This window comes from Streptomyces sp. T12 (genome assembly GCF_028736035.1).
Taxonomy (GTDB): Bacteria; Actinomycetota; Actinomycetes; order Streptomycetales; family Streptomycetaceae; genus Streptomyces.
Map to the genome: position 1 here is coordinate 4,271,794 of NZ_CP117866.1, position 15,977 is coordinate 4,287,770.

A 15,977-nucleotide genomic window follows, 5' to 3' on the forward strand; every position below is an offset into this window, starting at 1 on the left:
TCAGCCGTGCCGGAGGAGTTCCTCCACCCGCTCGGCCGGGATGCCGTACGCGTCGAGGATGCGCAGGAGGAGGCGGAACCCGAGGTCGGCGTCGACCGACGTCCCCGTCTGCTCCTGCGCCACGGGCGTGTAGGCAGGGGCGACCTCCGCCAACCGCTCGGTGCACACCTCGGCGATCTCCCGCAGCCATGCCCGTCCGTCGGCGTCGAACGCCTCGCTTCGGTGCCGGCGCCGCGCCGCGGTGCGCCACAGAGCCGTGACCTCGTCGTCGGACAGGGCGGAGTTCAGCAGACACCGCACGTCCTGAAGCAGTACGGCCGCCTGCGAGCCGGGGGTCATACCGCTGTCTGCGTGGGCGAGTCGTACGACCTGTTCGCGTGGCGTGCCCGTGCCCTCGTACCGCCAGGCGTCCCACTCCCCGTCGAACATGCGGGAGAGCTGCGGCAGTCCGAACCCGAACTCGAAATCCCGTCGGCCCGCGTCGAGCGGCGGCCATCGCACGTCCAAGCCCGCGAAGACGGCGGTGAGCGGGTAGGCCAGCCGGTCACCGAGGCCCAGCAGCCGTTCGTACTGGTCGTGGTCCACCTTCACGGCGCAGGCCTTGAGCGCGCGCAGGAACAGCCGGAAGCCGAGGTCGGCGTCGGCCTCTTCGACGACCTGCCGCAGGGCGGGCACGAGGTCCTCCGACGCGGCGGCGCGCGTCAGCGCGGAGGCGGCCGACCGGATCTCGGCCGACACGCAGACGCGCAGCTCTTCCTCCGGCACGACCGGTGCCACCTCTGCCAGAACGGCCTCTTCCGCTTCCGTCCGAGGCGTCGTGCGGGCCGGGCACGCCTCGGCGATCCCGCGCAGCCACGCGCGCATGTCCAGGCCGTGGCCGCACGGGTCGAAGCGCCCTCGCGTGGCGGCGAGCCACACGGTGTGGAGCACCTCGCCCGGCAGCGGTGACCCCAGCAGGAGCCGCACGTCCCTGCCGAGTTGGTCGTCCCCGTCGTCGCAGGCCCTCTCCGCGGCGCGGGCCACGACCGTCGGCACGCCGAGGCGTGGCCCGGTCCAGGAGCACAGGGCCCCTGCCAGCCCGCTGAGGCCGAAGTCCTCATGGTGGTCGGCGTAATGCACCTCACGGTGCCTGGTCACGAAACCGCCCGCGGGGGAACCGCACACTCAGAACTCCGGCCCCGCTTCCGGGTCCGCCAAGGGGTGGGCGTGCAGCACCGGTCCCGCCCGGTCCAGCAGCCCGGTGCGGGCCGCCAACGCCGCCGCCTCCAGCCTGGAGCCGACGCCCAGCTTCATCAGGACCCGTTGGACATGGGTGCGGGCCGTCGAGGGGGCGATGCCCATGCCCGCGGCGATCAGACGGGTGTCCTCGCCGTCGGCGACCCGGACCAGGACCTCGACCTCCCGGGGTGTGAGCATCTGGAGCAGGCGCTGACCCTCGTCGTCCGGCTGGGCGGCCGGGTTGAGCAACTCGCTGAACGCGCCCTGAAGGAGCTGCGGCGCCACCGCCGCCTCCCCCGCCCGCGCCTTCATGATCGCCCGCTCGACGCCCTCGATGCGCTCGTCATGCCGTACGTAACCCGAAGCGCCCGCCGCGAACGCCGCCGCGATCCCGCGCGGGCTCGGCACCGGCCCCAGCACCAGCACCGCCACCTGCGGCCGCTCCCGCTTGATCTTCACCACCGGATCGAACATGCCGGGCTCCGCCGGTGTCGCCGTACCCAGCAGGCACACCTCGGGCGCCCGCGTGATCACCAGTTCCGCCGCCCCCGCGGCCGGAGCCGCCGCGGCCAGCACCCGGTGGCCCCGCAGTTTCAGTGCCGAGGCCAGCGCCTCGGCGAGCAATCGGTGGTCGTCGACCACCATGAGCCGCGCTCCCATCGAGCAACCCCCCAGTCCCCCCAATGGATCCCCATCAATACCCCGGACCAGCAGCGCCAGTCCGGATGCCCCACTATGGATGCCCACTGGTCCGCGCGGACAGAAGCCCCCTCCCGGCTCCCCCGCCCTTCATGCCCCCGGAAGCTACACGCTTGTTCGACGTTGCGCTCCCCCTACCGGTGAGAAGTGCCCCGGATCGACGGAATTTCTGGCTTTCCCCGCATTCGAGGGTGATGAGCGGTACGCGTACGGCCCCGCCCCTGAACAGGGACGGGGCCGTCATCACGCCCGGTACCGGTCGTTCGCCGACCGGTCGCGTTCGTCAGCCCGTCGTGCCGAACGCAACCACATGGGACTTGCTCGTGTCCGAAGTGGTCAGCTCGCTCGCGTACATGGCGGACATGTACAGATGCCCCTGCGCGTAGACGATCTCGGCGTAATCCGGAGACATCCGGGTCTCCACATCGCGCACCGCCTTCGTGGCCGGGTTCTCCAGCAGCTTCGTCTCCTTGAAGCTCCCGCCGTCGATGCTGACGATCTGCCCGCCCTTGTCGTACGGCGGACGCTTGTACGCGATCACATTGCCGCCGTCCATCCGCAGCGGCGTGATCGTGTACCCGTCGCCCGCGTCCGCGCGCTGCCCGGTCTGCTTGCCGGTGGCCAGGTCGAACGCGACGATCTCGTTGGTCCGGCCGCGCGCGCCGCCGCTCGCGTGCTCCTCGGTCTGCACATAGAGCCGGTCGTTGCCCACCACGACGCCCGTGCAGGACTCGATCTTGGTGACGCCGGAGCAGCGGGCCGCGTACTGACCGCCCGGCAGGGAGATGCGGATGCGCAGCTTGCCGGTCTTGTTGTCGATGGAGAAGGCGTCCGTGATGCCGATGGCGTCCTGGGACTCGCCGAGTTCGGCGGCCACGACGAGCGGCTCGGTGGAGATCACGCTGGCGTACTCGACGCCCTGGGTCATCTTGTACTCGGAGATCACCTTCCCGGACTTCGGGTCGATGGTCTGGATGTTCAGCTGGGGCTGGTCGTAGGAGCCGCACTTGCGGACCACGACCAGTTTCGGGCCGCCGGCGTACCCGAGGTCGTAGCAGCTGTCGTTGGCCTTCGGGACCCACAGCGGCTTGCCGGACCGGAGGTCGAACGCGGCGCCGCCGCTGGTGCCGCCGGCGGCGACCGTGCCGCCGCTGACGGTGACGTTGTCGAACCGGATCAGGTCGCCGTCGACCTTGGCGGTCTTCGTCCACAGCTTCTTACCGGCGTCGAGGTCGAGCGCCGCGACCTCACTGCAGCCCTGCGAGGGCTTCGCCTTGGTCGGCATCGCGGGTTCGAAGGCGATGGCCGTCAGGTTGTCCTCGGTGAGGTGCTTACTGGCCAGGCAGACCGGCCCCGGCAGCGGGATCGTCCACAGCTTGGTGCCCTTGTCGGGGTCGTAGCCGACGATCTCGGCGACGCCGCTCTTGACGTACGCCTTGTCGGTCAGCCACGAGCCGGACACGGCGACGCTGGTCTTGTCGTCGACATCGGGCGGCGGGACCCGGAAGAGGACGTGGGAGCCGGGGTTGGCGGGCACCTTCTCCGTGCCGTCGGGGAAGTCGGCGCCGCTGCCTGACCCGCCGTTGTCCCCGCCGCCGGTGCCGCCGCTGGAGCTGGCGGTGTCGTCCTTGCCGCCCTCGTCACCGGACTTGGCGTACCACACGCCACCGCCGATGATCAGCGCGATCACCACGACGGCCGCCGCCACGATGACGGCCACCTGCGCGTTGAGCTTCGAGCCGCCGGCCGCCACCGCGGGCTGGGCGTACTGCGGCGTGGCCGGCTGCTGATAGCCGTAACCGGGCGGCTGCCCGTACTGGTTCTGCTGCTGCCCGTACGGGTTCGGCGGCTGTCCGTACGGATTCTGCTGCTGACCGTATGCGGCGGGCTGCTGGCCGGGGTAGCCGTACCCGGGCGGAGGGGGCTGCGGGGTTCCCTGGGGTGCTTGGGGTGCTTGGGGTGCTTGGGGATAGCCGTACGCGGGCTGCTGCGGCGCGCCGGCCGGCGGCGTGGGCGGGCCCTGGGGCGCCGGCGGTGTCTGAGGTGCCTGCCCGGGCGGCTGCGGAGGCTGCTGCGGTGGCTGCGGCGCGCCGAACCCTCCCCCCGGCGGGGGCTGGTGGGGCGGTGGAGGCGGCTGGGTCATGGCGTGGGTACCTCAGGGGAGGGGGACGGCGGACGCGGTGGGGGCGGCGGGGAGGGGGAGACGAGGCGCACGCCTACTTGCCGTAGGCGAGCATCAGCTTCTCCTTGGATTCGTCGCTGCCGGTCAGCCGCGTGCTGGAGAGGTAGAAGCGCCCGTCGACCCAGTCGAACGTCTTCGAGAAGAAGCCGTTCTCGACGCTCGCGGCGCTCGCCGGGTTCTGCAGCAGCTTCGTCGGCTGGTGGCTGCTGCCGGTGACCGGGATGGCCACGACCTGGCCGCCCGCGTCGTACGACGGATCGACGTAGGCGATGAGCTTGCCGTCCTCGGCCTTGATCGGCAGCATCGGCTCGTCCGCCGGGGACTTGACGCGCCACTTCTCCTTGCCGTTGGCGAGGTTGACCGCGACGATCTCGTTGGCGCCGGTGGTCGCCCGGGTCGGCAGGTAGAGCGTGTCGGCGTCGGCGGCGACTCCGGTGCAGCCCTGGAGGTCACGCTGGAGGATGGCCCAGCCGCACTGGGCGCCGATGTCGAGGTCGAAGCCGATCTGCGAGCGGAACTTGCCGCCGGCGGTGAAGGTGGAGATGTTGTACACCTTCTTGTCCTCGTTGGTGCTGTAGATGACCAGCGGATCCATCGAGTAGATGCGCGCGACCTGCCAGCCCTTGTCGAAGTTCAGGGTCCACTTGGCCTTGCCGGTCGCCGGGTCGAGCTCCTGCACCTCGTCGTGCTCGTTGGTGCCGGTGGCGTCGCAGCCCGCCACGGCGAGCAGCTTCTCACCGCCCGCGAAGGCGTCGGGGAAGCACTTGTCGCCGAACCGCGTCTTGTCCCACAGCTTTTCGCCGCTGTCGATGTCGTACGCCGTGCCGGACTGCGAGCGGCCCACCATCAGCGTCTTGCCGGTGATGGACAGTTCGACGTCGAGCGTGCTGTCGAACAGCTGGCCGTTGGCGACACTGGCCTTCCAGCCCTGGGCGCCGGTGTTGAGGTCGACCTGCTGGAGCTGGTTGCACTTGGCGCGGTCGCTGCTGCCGCTCATGTACGCCACGACGATCTTGTCGTCGGCCGACTTCTGCGGGGTGACCGCGCAGATCTTCTGCGGGAAGGCGATCGGGTCCCAAGTGGCCTCGCCGTCACCGACGTTGTAGGCGAAGAGCTGCTTGTACGCCGCCTTCACCGCGGTCTTGTCGGTGATCCACATGCCGGGGGCGTCGGCGCCGGAGGCGGGCGCGTCGGGCGCCTGCTTGTACCAGAGCACCTTCGACTCACCGGCCTGGCGGCCCGCGTTGAGGTTCTCCGGGTCGGCGCCGCCACCGCCGCTGCCGTTGTCGGGGCCGTCGGTCGGGGACTCGGAGCCCTTCGGGTCGCCGCTCGGCTGGGCGACCGGGGCCTTCGGGGCGTCGTCGCTGCCGCGGGTCACCGCGAGCACGGTGCCGCCGAGGACGAGCAGCACCGCGACCGCGGCACCGATGACGAGGGCGGGCTTGCCCTTGAAGGGGTTGGACGAGCCGGACGGCGGGGTACCGGGGGCGCCCGGGTACTGCGGCTGGGGCGGGTAGGCGTAACCCGGGGCGGGCTGCTGGCCGTAGGGCGCGGGCTGCTGGGGATAGCCGTAGGGGCCCGGCTGCTGCTGCGGCTGGCCGTAGGGGCCCGGCTGCCCGGGCTGGGCCGGCGGCTGTTGCGGGTAGCCGTAGCCGGGCTGCGGGGCGCCGGGCGGCGGGCCCTGCGGTGGCGGCGGCGCCTGGGGCGGGGCCTGCGGCGGCGGGGGTGTCTGGGGGGCGCCCGGCGGCGGGGGCGGGGCCTGCGCAGCGTCCTGCTGCGGGGGCTGCGGTGCCCCGAAGCCGCCCTGGCGTGGGTCCTGTGGCGCGCCGAAACCGCCCTGCGGCGGATGGTTGGGCGGCTGGCTCATGCGCGGTTCCCCCTTGTGACCGGTGTGCGGCACGTCCTGTGCCGTCGCGTTCGCGCCACACCAGCGGTTCTCAGACTGTTCTCAGACGGCTCTTTCTATCACCCGCCACCGACAGCGCACCGGGCCGTCTCCGCCCCTGTTCCCAAGGGAGAACCGGCCCGTGATGCCACCGTTATGCGCCTCCACGTCACCTTCACTTGACGCGCGCCCCGCCCCTGCGAACGGCCCTGAGCGCCGTCCGCGGGGCGGTTCTCGGTGCTATGCGTCCTCAGCTAGTTCCAGCCAGCGCAGCTCCAGTTCGTCCCGCTGGCCGGCCAAGTCGCGCAGTTCGGCGTCGAGTTCGGCGACCTTCCCGAAGTCGGTGGCGTTCTCGGCGATCTGGGCGTGCAGCTTGGTCTCGCGCTCGGAGAGCTTGTCGAGCTGCCGCTCGATCTTCTGCAGCTCCTTCTTGGCGGCGCGCTGATCGGCGGCACTCTTCTCCGGTACGGCCTTGTCCGCGGCCGGGGCGGAGGCCGCGGCGGCGACCTGCGCCTCCATGCGGTGGCGCCGCTCCAGGTACTCGTCGATGCCGCGCGGCAGCATCCGCAGGGTGTGGTCGCCGAGCAGGGCGAACACCCGGTCCGTGGTTCGCTCGACGAAGAACCGGTCGTGGGAGATGACGATCATCGAGCCGGGCCAGCCGTCGAGGACGTCCTCGAGCTGGGTGAGGGTCTCGATGTCGAGGTCGTTGGTGGGCTCGTCGAGGAAGAGGACGTTGGGCTCGTCCATGAGCAGACGCAGCAGCTGGAGGCGGCGCCGCTCACCGCCGGAGAGGTCCCCGACCGGCGTCCACTGCTTCTCCTTGCTGAAGCCGAACGTCTCGCACAGCTGCCCGGCGGTCATCTCGCGCCCCTTGCCGAGGTCGACGCGCTCGCGCACCTGCTGAACGGCTTCCAGCACGCGCAGGCCGGGGTTCAGCTCGGCGACTTCCTGGGACAGGTAGGCGAGCTTGACGGTCTTTCCGACCACGACCCGACCACCGGCCGGCTGCGCCTCGCCCTCGGTCCGCGCGGCCTCGGCCATCGCCCGCAGGAGGGAGGTCTTGCCCGCGCCGTTGACGCCGACGAGGCCGATGCGGTCGCCGGGGCCGAGCTGCCATGTCACATGCTTGAGCAGCACCTTGGGGCCGGCCTGGACCGTCACGTCCTCCAGGTCGAAGACGGTCTTCCCGAGCCGGGACGAGGCGAACTTCATCAGCTCGCTGCTGTCCCGGGGCGGCGGTACGTCCTTGATCAGCTCGTTGGCGGCCTCGACCCGGAAGCGGGGCTTGGAGGTACGCGCGGGCGCGCCGCGCCGCAGCCAGGCCAGCTCCTTGCGCACCAGGTTCTGCCGCTTGACCTCCTCGGTGGCGGCGATGCGCTCGCGCTCGGCGCGGGCGAAGACGTAGTCGGAGTAGCCGCCCTCGTACTCGTAGACGTCACCGCGCTGCACGTCCCACATGCGTGTGCAGACCTGGTCGAGGAACCACCGGTCGTGGGTGACGCACACGAGCCCCGAGCGCCGCTCGCGCAGGTGCTGGGCGAGCCAGGCGATGCCCTCGACGTCGAGGTGGTTGGTGGGCTCGTCGAGGACGATCAGGTCCTGCTCCTCGATGAGCAGTTTGGCGAGTGCGATCCGACGCCGCTCGCCACCGGACAGCGGGCCGATGACGGTGTCGAGGCCCTGCGGGAAGCCGGGCAGGTCGAGACCGCCGAAGAGCCCGGTCAGTACGTCCCTGACCTTGGCGTTCCCGGCCCACTCGTGGTCGGCCATGTCCCGGATGACCTCGTGCCGGACGGTCGCCTCGGGGTCGAGCGAGTCGTGCTGCGTGAGCACTCCGAGCCGCAGCCCGCCGGAGTGCGTGACCCGGCCGGTGTCGGCCTCCTCCAGCTTGGCCAGCATCCTGATCAGGGTCGTCTTGCCGTCGCCGTTACGCCCGACGACACCGATGCGGTCCCCCTCGGAGACGCCGAGCGACACACCGTCGAGCAGGGCACGGGTGCCGTACACCTTGCTGACGTTCTCGACATTGACCAGATTGACGGCCATTTCTCTCCTGCCCAGGGGGATGAATCAGCTTCCCAGCGTAGTCGGGCGCACCGACGGCTCCTCGCCCCGCGTCGTCCCTGGTCCCCCGCCACCGCGCGAAACGACCGTGCGCCCCGGGGACGGGATCCCCGGGGCGCATCGCCGTGCTCGGCGTCAGCGGCGGGCGGCAGCCGCCTCGCGGACCTCGGCGAGGAGGTCGTACATGACCTGGCCGGGGCACTCGGTGGCGAAGTAGTCGCGGTGGCCGCCGACCGTGTTCGTGTCCTTCTTCGTACCGTTGACGGGGTTGGTGTACGTCACCCTCGCCTGCGGGTCCAGGCCCTTGAACCGGGAGATCACCTTGATCAGGCGGACCAGGGACGCCTTGGCCGCGTCCGTGGGGGCCTGCTGGTCGAGGTTGCCGATCAGGGCGATGCCGAGGGCGCCGGAGTTGTAGCCCACGGAGTGGAAGCCGGTGACGAGGTCGCCGTCCGGGTTGAAGGCCGGGATGCCGTCGTCGCCGGAGTAACGGCCCTCGTAGACCGTGCCCGCCTCGTCGATGAGGAAGTGGTAGCCGATGTCGCCCCAGTCGTTGGTGATCGCGTGGTACTCGTAGATCGCGCGCACCGTCGCGGCCGGGTCGGGATCGCCGTTCGGCGTCGCGGTGTGGTGGACCGTGATGATCTGCAGCGGGTAGTACGTCTCGGGCGAGTTGACCTTGCCGTCCTTGTACCGCTTGGACTCGTCGGCGCCCCAGGCCGCGCGCGAGAGGTAGCCGACGCCACGCACGCGTGTGGGCTCGCTCGGCACCTGGACGGTGCGGTTCGGGCCGTCGGTGGTGTCGATCGCCAGCGAGTGGACGCCGTCGATGTCGCTTGGGGCCTTCACCGCGTACGCGGTGGCACTGGCGGCGGCGACCAGGGCCGTGCCGCCGTTCTCGACGGTCGCGCAGCCGCCGGCGAGGGGCTGCCAGTCGCCGTCCGCGAGCCGGATGGCGGCGCCCTCCTTGGCGCCGGACCAGCGCACACCGACGTACGAGGCGGCGAAGGCGGTGGTGGCCGCGCCGGTGCCGGTGGCGGCCTCGGTCCGGGTGGCGGGGAACTTCTCCGGCGTCGTACCGGAATCACCGGAGCCGGACGCGGAGTTGTCCGTCTCGCCGGAGTCGGTGGACGCGAACACCATCGGCGTGATCGCGGCTCCGGCGGCCACCGCGCCGCCGGCGGCAATCATGCCGCGGCGGGACAGGGAGCGCTTTCTACGGTGGGACGGCTGGGCGGGGGTGGGGGATTCGGACACGGAAGTGTCCCCTTCCAGAAGTGCACTTGACGGGGGGGTGCACCGGGCATGCCGAGGGCAGTCCGGGCGGCCTGGCGTGACGCCAGGCGCTTGAAACGTCAAGCGACCCTAACCGTCCCACCCGCCCCACGCGTACTCCGATCGCAGTACATTCGTGTGAAGATCGGGCGAAGAAGCCCTACTTGTGAGTACCGCGTCACGCTCCGGCGCCGTCCGTCCGCTGCTGCGGGATCAGCGCCGCCGCCGGGGCGAGTCCGCGCCCGTGGGCCGTCTGTTCGCCCACCGGCATGTCGTCGCGCAGCAGGTGCTCGGGGACGAGGACCGCCGCCGTGACGCCGCCGTTCGCCGACGCGCGCAGCTCGACGCGCAGGCCCTGCCGCTCGCGCAGCCGGTTCACCACGAACAGGCCGATCTGCTTGGCGTCGAGGAGGTCGACCTTCTCGGACTGGATCTTGCGGTTGGCGTCGGCGAGGGCGTCCTCGTTCATGCCGAAGCCGCTGTCCTCGACCTCGACGAGGAGCCCTTCGCGCATTCGGGCGGCGCGCAGCTGCACCTTGGTGCTCGGCGGGGAGAACGCCGTGGCGTTCTCGACCAGTTCGGCGAGGAGGTGGATGACGTCGGCGACCGAGCCGCCCACCAGCGACACCCTCGGCACCGCCCAGATCTGCACGCGCTGCGCGTTCTCGATCTCGGCGACCGCCGCGCGCAGCACGTCCGGCAGCGCGATCGGGTCCCGCCAGCCACGCCCCGGCGCGATGCCGGACAGGATCAGCAGGCTCTCGGAGTGCCGGCGCATCCGCGTCGCGAGGTAGTCGACGCGGTACAGGTCCTGCAGCTCCGCCGGATCCTGCTGCCGTCGCTCCATCCCCGCCAGCAGGTCCAGCTGACGGTGCAGCAGAACCTGGCTGCGGCGCGCCAGGCTGACGTACACGCCGGAGATCCCGCTCAGCAGCTCGGCCCGCTCGCTCGCGGCCTTCAGTGCCGCCCGCTGCACCGCCGTGAGCGCCGTGCCGACCTGGGCCAGCTCGTCGCCGACCAGTCGCCGCATGGGTGCCTCGGCGTCGATGTCGACGCCCTGTCCGGCGTGCAGCTTGCGCATGGCCTGGGGCAGGCGCCGGCCGGCGACTTCCAGGGCGTCGTTGCGCAGGTCGAGGAGCTCGACGATGAGGCCGCGCCCGACGAGCACGGAGACCAGCAGCGACAGCAGCACACCCACCAGGCCGAGCACCACCGCCACGCCCGAGGCGCCGAGGGTGTCCCAGCCGAACGGGTCGGCCTGCGCGGCGGCGCCCGTTCCGGCCGCCGTCTCGGCCTCGGTCAGCCCCGTCAGCGCGGCGGACACCGCCGTGTCCCAGCCCGCGAGCGAACCGGCCGTCACGGCCGCCGCCCCGGCACCGGCATCCCGCACCCGGTTCTCGACGGCCCGCACGCGCGCGTACCCGTCGCCGTCCAGGACGTTCTCGTACGCCGCCCGGTGTGCGGCCTTCAGGTCGGCGACCGCGGGTTCCAGCAGCTGGCGCTGCGTGGCGACGGCGCCCACGAACAGCCCGTACTGCGCCTCGCTCAGCGCCCCGCGCGCGTCGGCGGCGCTCAGCAGCGCCTGTTCCTGGGCCAGCGCCTCCCGTGCGCGGCCGAGTTCGAGCACCACCCGCGCCTCGGACGCGGCGTCGGTGCTCCGGTCGCCGGTGAGGGCGCCGGTGACGGCGAAGGCGTGCTCGATGATCGCCGAGTAGGCGGTGTACGCGGCCGAGGGCGCCCCCGCCTTCTTCGCGGTCGCCTCGGCGCGCGGCTTCGCCAGACCTGCGGCGTCGGCCTCCAGACGCTCGATGCGCCCGGGCAGGCTCGCGTCGAGGAGGGCGGCGTCGGAGCTGGAGGCGTTGATGCCGTTCACCAGGGCGGTGGCGGCCTTGTCCGTGGCCTTGCGGGCCTTCGCGAAGGCCTCCGGGGCAGTCGCGTACCGCATCGCGGCGGTCCGCTCGGCCTGCAGCACGGTGACGAAGTCGCCGACCGGGGCGAGGAGTTCGGTGTTGACGTCCTTGGCGCGCTCGGTGTCGCCGATGCTGGACGCGGTCGTCACGGCGGCGAAGCCCCACAGCGCCATGAGGGACACGATGGGCAGCATCAGCAGGGAGACGATCTTCGCCCGCACCGATCTGGGGCGCAGCCGGGCGGAGTTACGGCGGGGGACGCGCATGAGGGGACCTCGTTCGGCCTGGGTCAGGGGAGAAGCTCGGGGGGCAGGGGAGCCGTCAGGCCGTGGTGAGCTCGACCTCGCGCAGCAGCTGTGCCGCGGCCGCCGACTCGTGGCGCTTGCCGGTCGGGGACAGCGCGACGTACGCGGCGGCGAGGAAGAGGAACGAGCCGAGCAGCACGGCCAGCGGGAAGATGAACTCCGTGGCGGTCGCGCCGGGCAGGGCCACGCTGCTGGGCGCGAGGGAGATGCGCACGGCGTACATCGCGGTGTAGTGCATGCTGCTGACGGCGAGCCCCATGACGAGCGCGGCGGCGGTCGCCAGCACCGGTCCGCGCACGATGAGCGTGAGCGTCAGCGCGGCGGTCGCGGCGACGACGGCGATCGCGACCGAGGCGATGACGAGCATCGGGTCGTAGTCGACGTCGCCGTGGAGGTTGAGCGCGGCCATGCCCGTGTAGTGCATGGCGGCGACACCGAGCCCGGTGCCGAGGCCGCCGAGGACGACCGACATCACGCGTGAGCGGCCGTATCCGGCGGTGAAGACGCCGGCCGCGACGACGGCGACTGCCATCAGCAGGCTCAGCACGGTGATCGGGACGTCGAAGCGGATCGGGGTGCCGTCGACGCTGAAGCCCATCATCGCGATGAAGTGCATGGTCCAGATGCCGGAGCCGATGGCGAGCGAGGCGAGCAGCAGCCAGTTCCGCTTGGAGGCGCCGTCCGCCTCAAGTGCCCTGACGGTGCAGCGCAGTCCGAGCGCCGAGCCGACGCAGGCCATCGCGTAGGACAGGACGGGGGTGACCCATCCCGCGCTGAAGTGGTCCATGTGCCCCATGGGAGCTCCTCAGGAGTACCACCGGTAACAGAGGACCGGGGATGGCTGATCATGCCAGCCGTTCCCATGACGCACAGTGGCGCGAAAGGGACCATGAAGATGATTGTCTAACAATCAACTACCGTGAACTAGCTAACACTTGACCCACATATCTATGCAGATCGAGGGGTCACATTGGCCCATGTGGAGATGTTGTGTCGGTTTTATGCAGACAGCACGGTGGCGCCCGGCGCCGGCCCGGACGCCGTACGCACCGCCCGACAGGTCCCCGACGACCGTAGAGTTTCGGCCACCTTGACCGCCGCCTCGGGGTCGCGGGCCAGGAACGCCGTCGTCGGGCCCGAGCCGGAGACGAGCGCCGTGAGCGCGCCCGCGGCGCGGCCGGCGGCGAGAGTGCCGGCGAGCTCGGGGAAGAGGGAGAGGGCGGCGGGCTGCAGGTCGTTGGAGACGGCGGCGGCGAGCGCGTCGGCATCGCCCTTCGCGAGGGCGTCGAGGAGCGGCTGGGAGGCGACCGGCTCCGGGATGTCCGTGCCCTCACCGAGCCGGTCGAACTCACGGAAGACGGCGGGCGTCGACAGCCCGCGCTCTGCCATCGCGAACACCCAGTGGAAGGCGCCGCCCACGTCGAGCGGGCGCAGCTTCTCGCCCCGCCCGGTGCCGAGGGCCGCCCCGCCGACCAGGCTGAACGGCACGTCGCTGCCCAACTCGGCGCAGATGTCGAGGAGTTCCTCGCAGGAGGCGTTCGTGCCCCACAGCGCGTCGCAGGCGAGGAGCGCGCCCGCGCCGTCCGCACTGCCGCCGGCCATGCCACCGGCGACCGGGATGTCCTTGGCGATGTGCAGGTGCACGGCCGGGTCGATCCCATGGCGCTCGGCGAGAGCGATCGCCGCCCGCGCCGCCAGGTTCGTACGGTCCAGCGGGACCTGGCCGGCGTCCGGCCCCTCGCAGGTCACACGCAGTTCCCCGGCCGGGGTCACGGTGACCTCGTCGTACAGGCCCACGGCGAGAAAGACGTTGGCCAGGTCATGGAACCCGTCGGGGCGGGCGGCGCCCACCGCGAGCTGGACGTTGACCTTGGCGGGGACGCGGACGGTGACGCTCACTGCTGACCCGGCTCCTTGTCTTCCTTCTCGGGGTCTGCCTCGTGCTCGGCGTTGTGGTCTGCCTTGTGCTCGGCGATGCGCACGAACTCCTCGACGGTCAGCGCCTCTCCGCGCGCCTGCGGCGAGACGCCGGCCGCGACGAGCGCCGCCTCGGCCGCCGCCGCCGAACCCGCCCACCCGGCGAGCGCGGCCCGCAGCGTCTTGCGGCGCTGGGCGAACGCGGCGTCGATGACGGCGAAGACCTCGCGCCGCGAGGCGGTGGTCTTGAGCGGCTCGGTGCGCCGGGTCAGCGCCACCAGCCCGCTGTCGACGTTCGGCGCGGGCCAGAAGACATTGCGCCCGATGGCACCGGCCCGCTTGACCTCGGCGTACCAGTTGGCCTTCACGGACGGCACGCCGTACACCTTGGAGCCGGGCGCGGCGGCCAGCCGGTCGGCGACCTCCGACTGCACCATGACGAGGGTGCGTTCGATGCTCGGGAAGGTTTCGAGCATGTGCAGGAGGACGGGGACGGCCACGTTGTACGGGAGGTTCGCGACCAGGGCGGTGGGCGGCGGGCCCGGGAGCTCGGTGACGTGCATCGCGTCGGTGTGCACCAGCGCGAAACGGTCGGCGCGCTCCGGCATGCGGGCCGCGATGGTCGCGGGGAGCGCGGCGGCCAGTACGTCGTCGATCTCGACGGCGGTGACGCGGTCGGCCACCTCCAGCAGGGCGAGCGTGAGGGAGCCGAGCCCCGGGCCGACCTCGACGACCACGTCGTCGGGGCGGACCTGCGCGGTGCGGACGATACGGCGGACCGTGTTCGCGTCGATCACGAAGTTCTGGCCGCGCTGTTTGGTGGGGCGCACACCGAGGGCGGCCGCCAGCTCACGGATGTCGGCGGGGCCCAGCAGGGCGTCAGGGGTGGGGCTACTCACCCGACAAGGGTACGGGGCACCGCCGGGCACGATCGCACCAGCGCAGCCGGCCGCCCGGCCGAGGGCCACCCGCGCAACCGCGCTCCGGACGGGGTCACCCGTGCACCGCCCCCGGACGGTCACCCGTGCAACCGCGCCCCACAGTGCGGCCAAGGGCTCGCCCCCTGCCGCACGTACAGCTTCTTCGCCCGCAGCGTCTGCTCCTCCGCCGGCGCGTCCTGCGGCCGCCCCTTGCCCCCGAGGTTGCGCCAGGTCTGCGTGTCGAACTGGTACAGCCCGCCGTACGTCCCCGACGAATCCACCGCATCCGCCCGCCCCCCGGACTCGCACGCCGCCAGCCCCTGCCAGTTCAGATCACCCGCACCGCGCACGGACGTCGGCAACGGCTTCGTCCCCACCTTCACCACCTGTGTGCGCGGCTCCCGCACCACCTCGGACCTGATCCGCCGCGGCTTCTGCCTGACGCCGTTGACGGTGCGCAACGAGTACGTGATCCGCCGCAGCCCCGGCTGCCCCGCCCGCTCGACGACCTCCGTGCCCTTGAACACCGAGGGGTCGTCGATCCGCTCCGTGGCGAACGGGATCGCCTCGTCGCGGATCTCCTTGCGGCCGGTGATCCTCAGGACCGTGACCGTCTGACCGTCGCGCGGAAAGCTCTCGTGCGGGACGGACGTGGTGTCCTGCCCGCGCAGGGTGATACCGGCCTGCTCGACGACCTCGCCCACGGTCGCGGCGTTCGTACGGATCGTGCGCGCCCGGCCATCCGCCATGATCGTCACCGCGCGCTCGGTGCGCACATCCAGCGCGAGCCCCTCGCGCCCGATGCGCCGGGAGCGCGACGTCGACAGATACGCCCCCTCCGCACGCACCCCCAACTGCTTGAGCGCCGCCTCGACCGTGCGCGCGGTCGTCCACACTTCGCGCCGCTGACCGTCGAGCGTGAGCCGCACGGGGCGCCCGTAGTCCACCTCGACCTCGTCACCGTTGGTGAGCGCCGCACCGGGAGCGGGCGCCACCACGTCGTGCGCCCCCACCTCCACGCCCTCCTCGACCAGCAGTTCGGTGACGTCGTCCGCGAAGGTGTGCATGGTGCGCGGCTCGCCGTCGACGCTCAGCTCGATCGCCTTGTCCTCGGCGACAAAGGCGGTCGTCCCACCCGCGAGGAACGCGACGACCAGCGCCTGCGGCACGAGTCTGCGCATGGGCCCGTCCACCCGCTCGGCGGCCCGAGCCCGGTGCCGGCGCGCGGCTCGTCGACCGCGCCGGGGGCGCACGACAGGTACGGGCGCCGGCTCGGGAATCTCGTACGCGGGCCGGTAGGTGTCCTCGTAGTCGCCGTAATCCCCGTAGGCCCCGTAATCCCCATGGGCGCCATGATCCCCGTAGGTCCCATGGCCGCCGTGGACAGTGTGGCCGCCGTGGCCGCTGTGGCTGCCGTACCCCGCGTACACCCCGTACACAGGTCCATAGGTGTCCGTACGCGTCTCGTACGCCCCCGGCACCCCGTACCCCAGGGTCTGAGCGCTGTACGGGTCGAAGCCGCCGTACGCCGGGGGCTCGTGGGCGGGGCTCGGGCCATACGTCTCGAACTGCGCGTTGCTCACGACGACACGCTCCAGC

Annotated in this window: 11 protein-coding genes; all 11 read right to left on the bottom strand. The window is 71.8% G+C overall.

Translation table 11 applies throughout. The features are described 5' to 3' along the window. Complete coding sequence (locus tag PBV52_RS18965) at positions 1-1,137, bottom strand: hypothetical protein (RefSeq protein ID WP_274239651.1); 1,137 nt, start codon at positions 1,135-1,137, stop codon at positions 1-3. Between the two features lie 27 nt (positions 1,138-1,164). After that, a complete protein-coding gene (locus tag PBV52_RS18970) occupies positions 1,165-1,878 on the bottom strand; it encodes a LuxR C-terminal-related transcriptional regulator (RefSeq protein ID WP_274239652.1) in 714 nt (237 codons plus the stop codon). 322 nt (positions 1,879-2,200) lie between these two features. Continuing rightward, positions 2,201-4,060 (bottom strand): PQQ-binding-like beta-propeller repeat protein, encoded by a 1,860-nt coding sequence (locus tag PBV52_RS18975; protein WP_274239654.1) that lies wholly within the window; start codon positions 4,058-4,060, stop codon positions 2,201-2,203. A 73-nt stretch (positions 4,061-4,133) separates the two neighbouring features. Further along, the gene (locus tag PBV52_RS18980) at positions 4,134-5,966 is read right to left on the bottom strand and encodes a PQQ-binding-like beta-propeller repeat protein (protein WP_274239657.1); all 1,833 of its coding nucleotides are present in this window, start codon (positions 5,964-5,966) and stop codon (positions 4,134-4,136) included. 258 nt (positions 5,967-6,224) lie between these two features. After that, a complete protein-coding gene (locus tag PBV52_RS18985) occupies positions 6,225-8,033 on the bottom strand; it encodes an ABC-F family ATP-binding cassette domain-containing protein (protein WP_274239658.1) in 1,809 nt (602 codons plus the stop codon). Positions 8,034-8,186: 153 nt separating this feature from the next. After that, entirely contained in the window at positions 8,187-9,308 is a 1,122-nt protein-coding gene (locus PBV52_RS18990) for a peptidoglycan recognition family protein (protein WP_306801428.1), read from the bottom strand. A gap of 196 nt (positions 9,309-9,504) precedes the next feature. Continuing rightward, the gene (locus PBV52_RS18995; protein WP_274239659.1) at positions 9,505-11,502 is read right to left on the bottom strand and encodes a nitrate- and nitrite sensing domain-containing protein; all 1,998 of its coding nucleotides are present in this window, start codon (positions 11,500-11,502) and stop codon (positions 9,505-9,507) included. A 55-nt stretch (positions 11,503-11,557) separates the two neighbouring features. Continuing rightward, positions 11,558-12,337, bottom strand: coding sequence for an MHYT domain-containing protein (locus PBV52_RS19000; protein WP_274239660.1), 780 nt, complete (start codon positions 12,335-12,337; stop codon positions 11,558-11,560). 203 nt (positions 12,338-12,540) lie between these two features. Next, positions 12,541-13,440 (bottom strand): 4-(cytidine 5'-diphospho)-2-C-methyl-D-erythritol kinase, encoded by a 900-nt coding sequence (locus tag PBV52_RS19005; RefSeq protein ID WP_274239662.1) that lies wholly within the window; start codon positions 13,438-13,440, stop codon positions 12,541-12,543. Continuing rightward, positions 13,437-14,357 carry a 16S rRNA (adenine(1518)-N(6)/adenine(1519)-N(6))-dimethyltransferase RsmA gene (rsmA, locus tag PBV52_RS19010; protein ID WP_274239663.1) on the bottom strand — a complete coding sequence of 307 codons (921 nt, stop codon included), beginning with the start codon at positions 14,355-14,357 and terminating at the stop codon, positions 13,437-13,439. The genes PBV52_RS19005 and rsmA overlap by 4 nt, the downstream gene beginning before the upstream one ends. Before the next feature lie 119 nt (positions 14,358-14,476). Continuing rightward, positions 14,477-15,961, bottom strand: coding sequence for a resuscitation-promoting factor (locus PBV52_RS19015; RefSeq protein WP_274239664.1), 1,485 nt, complete (start codon positions 15,959-15,961; stop codon positions 14,477-14,479). Positions 15,962-15,977 lie beyond the last annotated feature (16 nt).

Coding starts and splice junctions, on each gene's coding strand:
- PBV52_RS19000 (WP_274239660.1), bottom strand. CDS start 12,337: ATGGGGCACATGGACCACTTCAGCGCGGGATGGGTCACCCCCGTCCTG.
- PBV52_RS18995 (WP_274239659.1), bottom strand. CDS start 11,502: ATGCGCGTCCCCCGCCGTAACTCCGCCCGGCTGCGCCCCAGATCGGTG.
- PBV52_RS18970 (WP_274239652.1), bottom strand. CDS start 1,878: ATGGGAGCGCGGCTCATGGTGGTCGACGACCACCGATTGCTCGCCGAG.
- PBV52_RS18980 (WP_274239657.1), bottom strand. CDS start 5,966: ATGAGCCAGCCGCCCAACCATCCGCCGCAGGGCGGTTTCGGCGCGCCA.
- PBV52_RS18975 (WP_274239654.1), bottom strand. CDS start 4,060: ATGACCCAGCCGCCTCCACCGCCCCACCAGCCCCCGCCGGGGGGAGGG.
- PBV52_RS18985 (WP_274239658.1), bottom strand. CDS start 8,033: ATGGCCGTCAATCTGGTCAATGTCGAGAACGTCAGCAAGGTGTACGGC.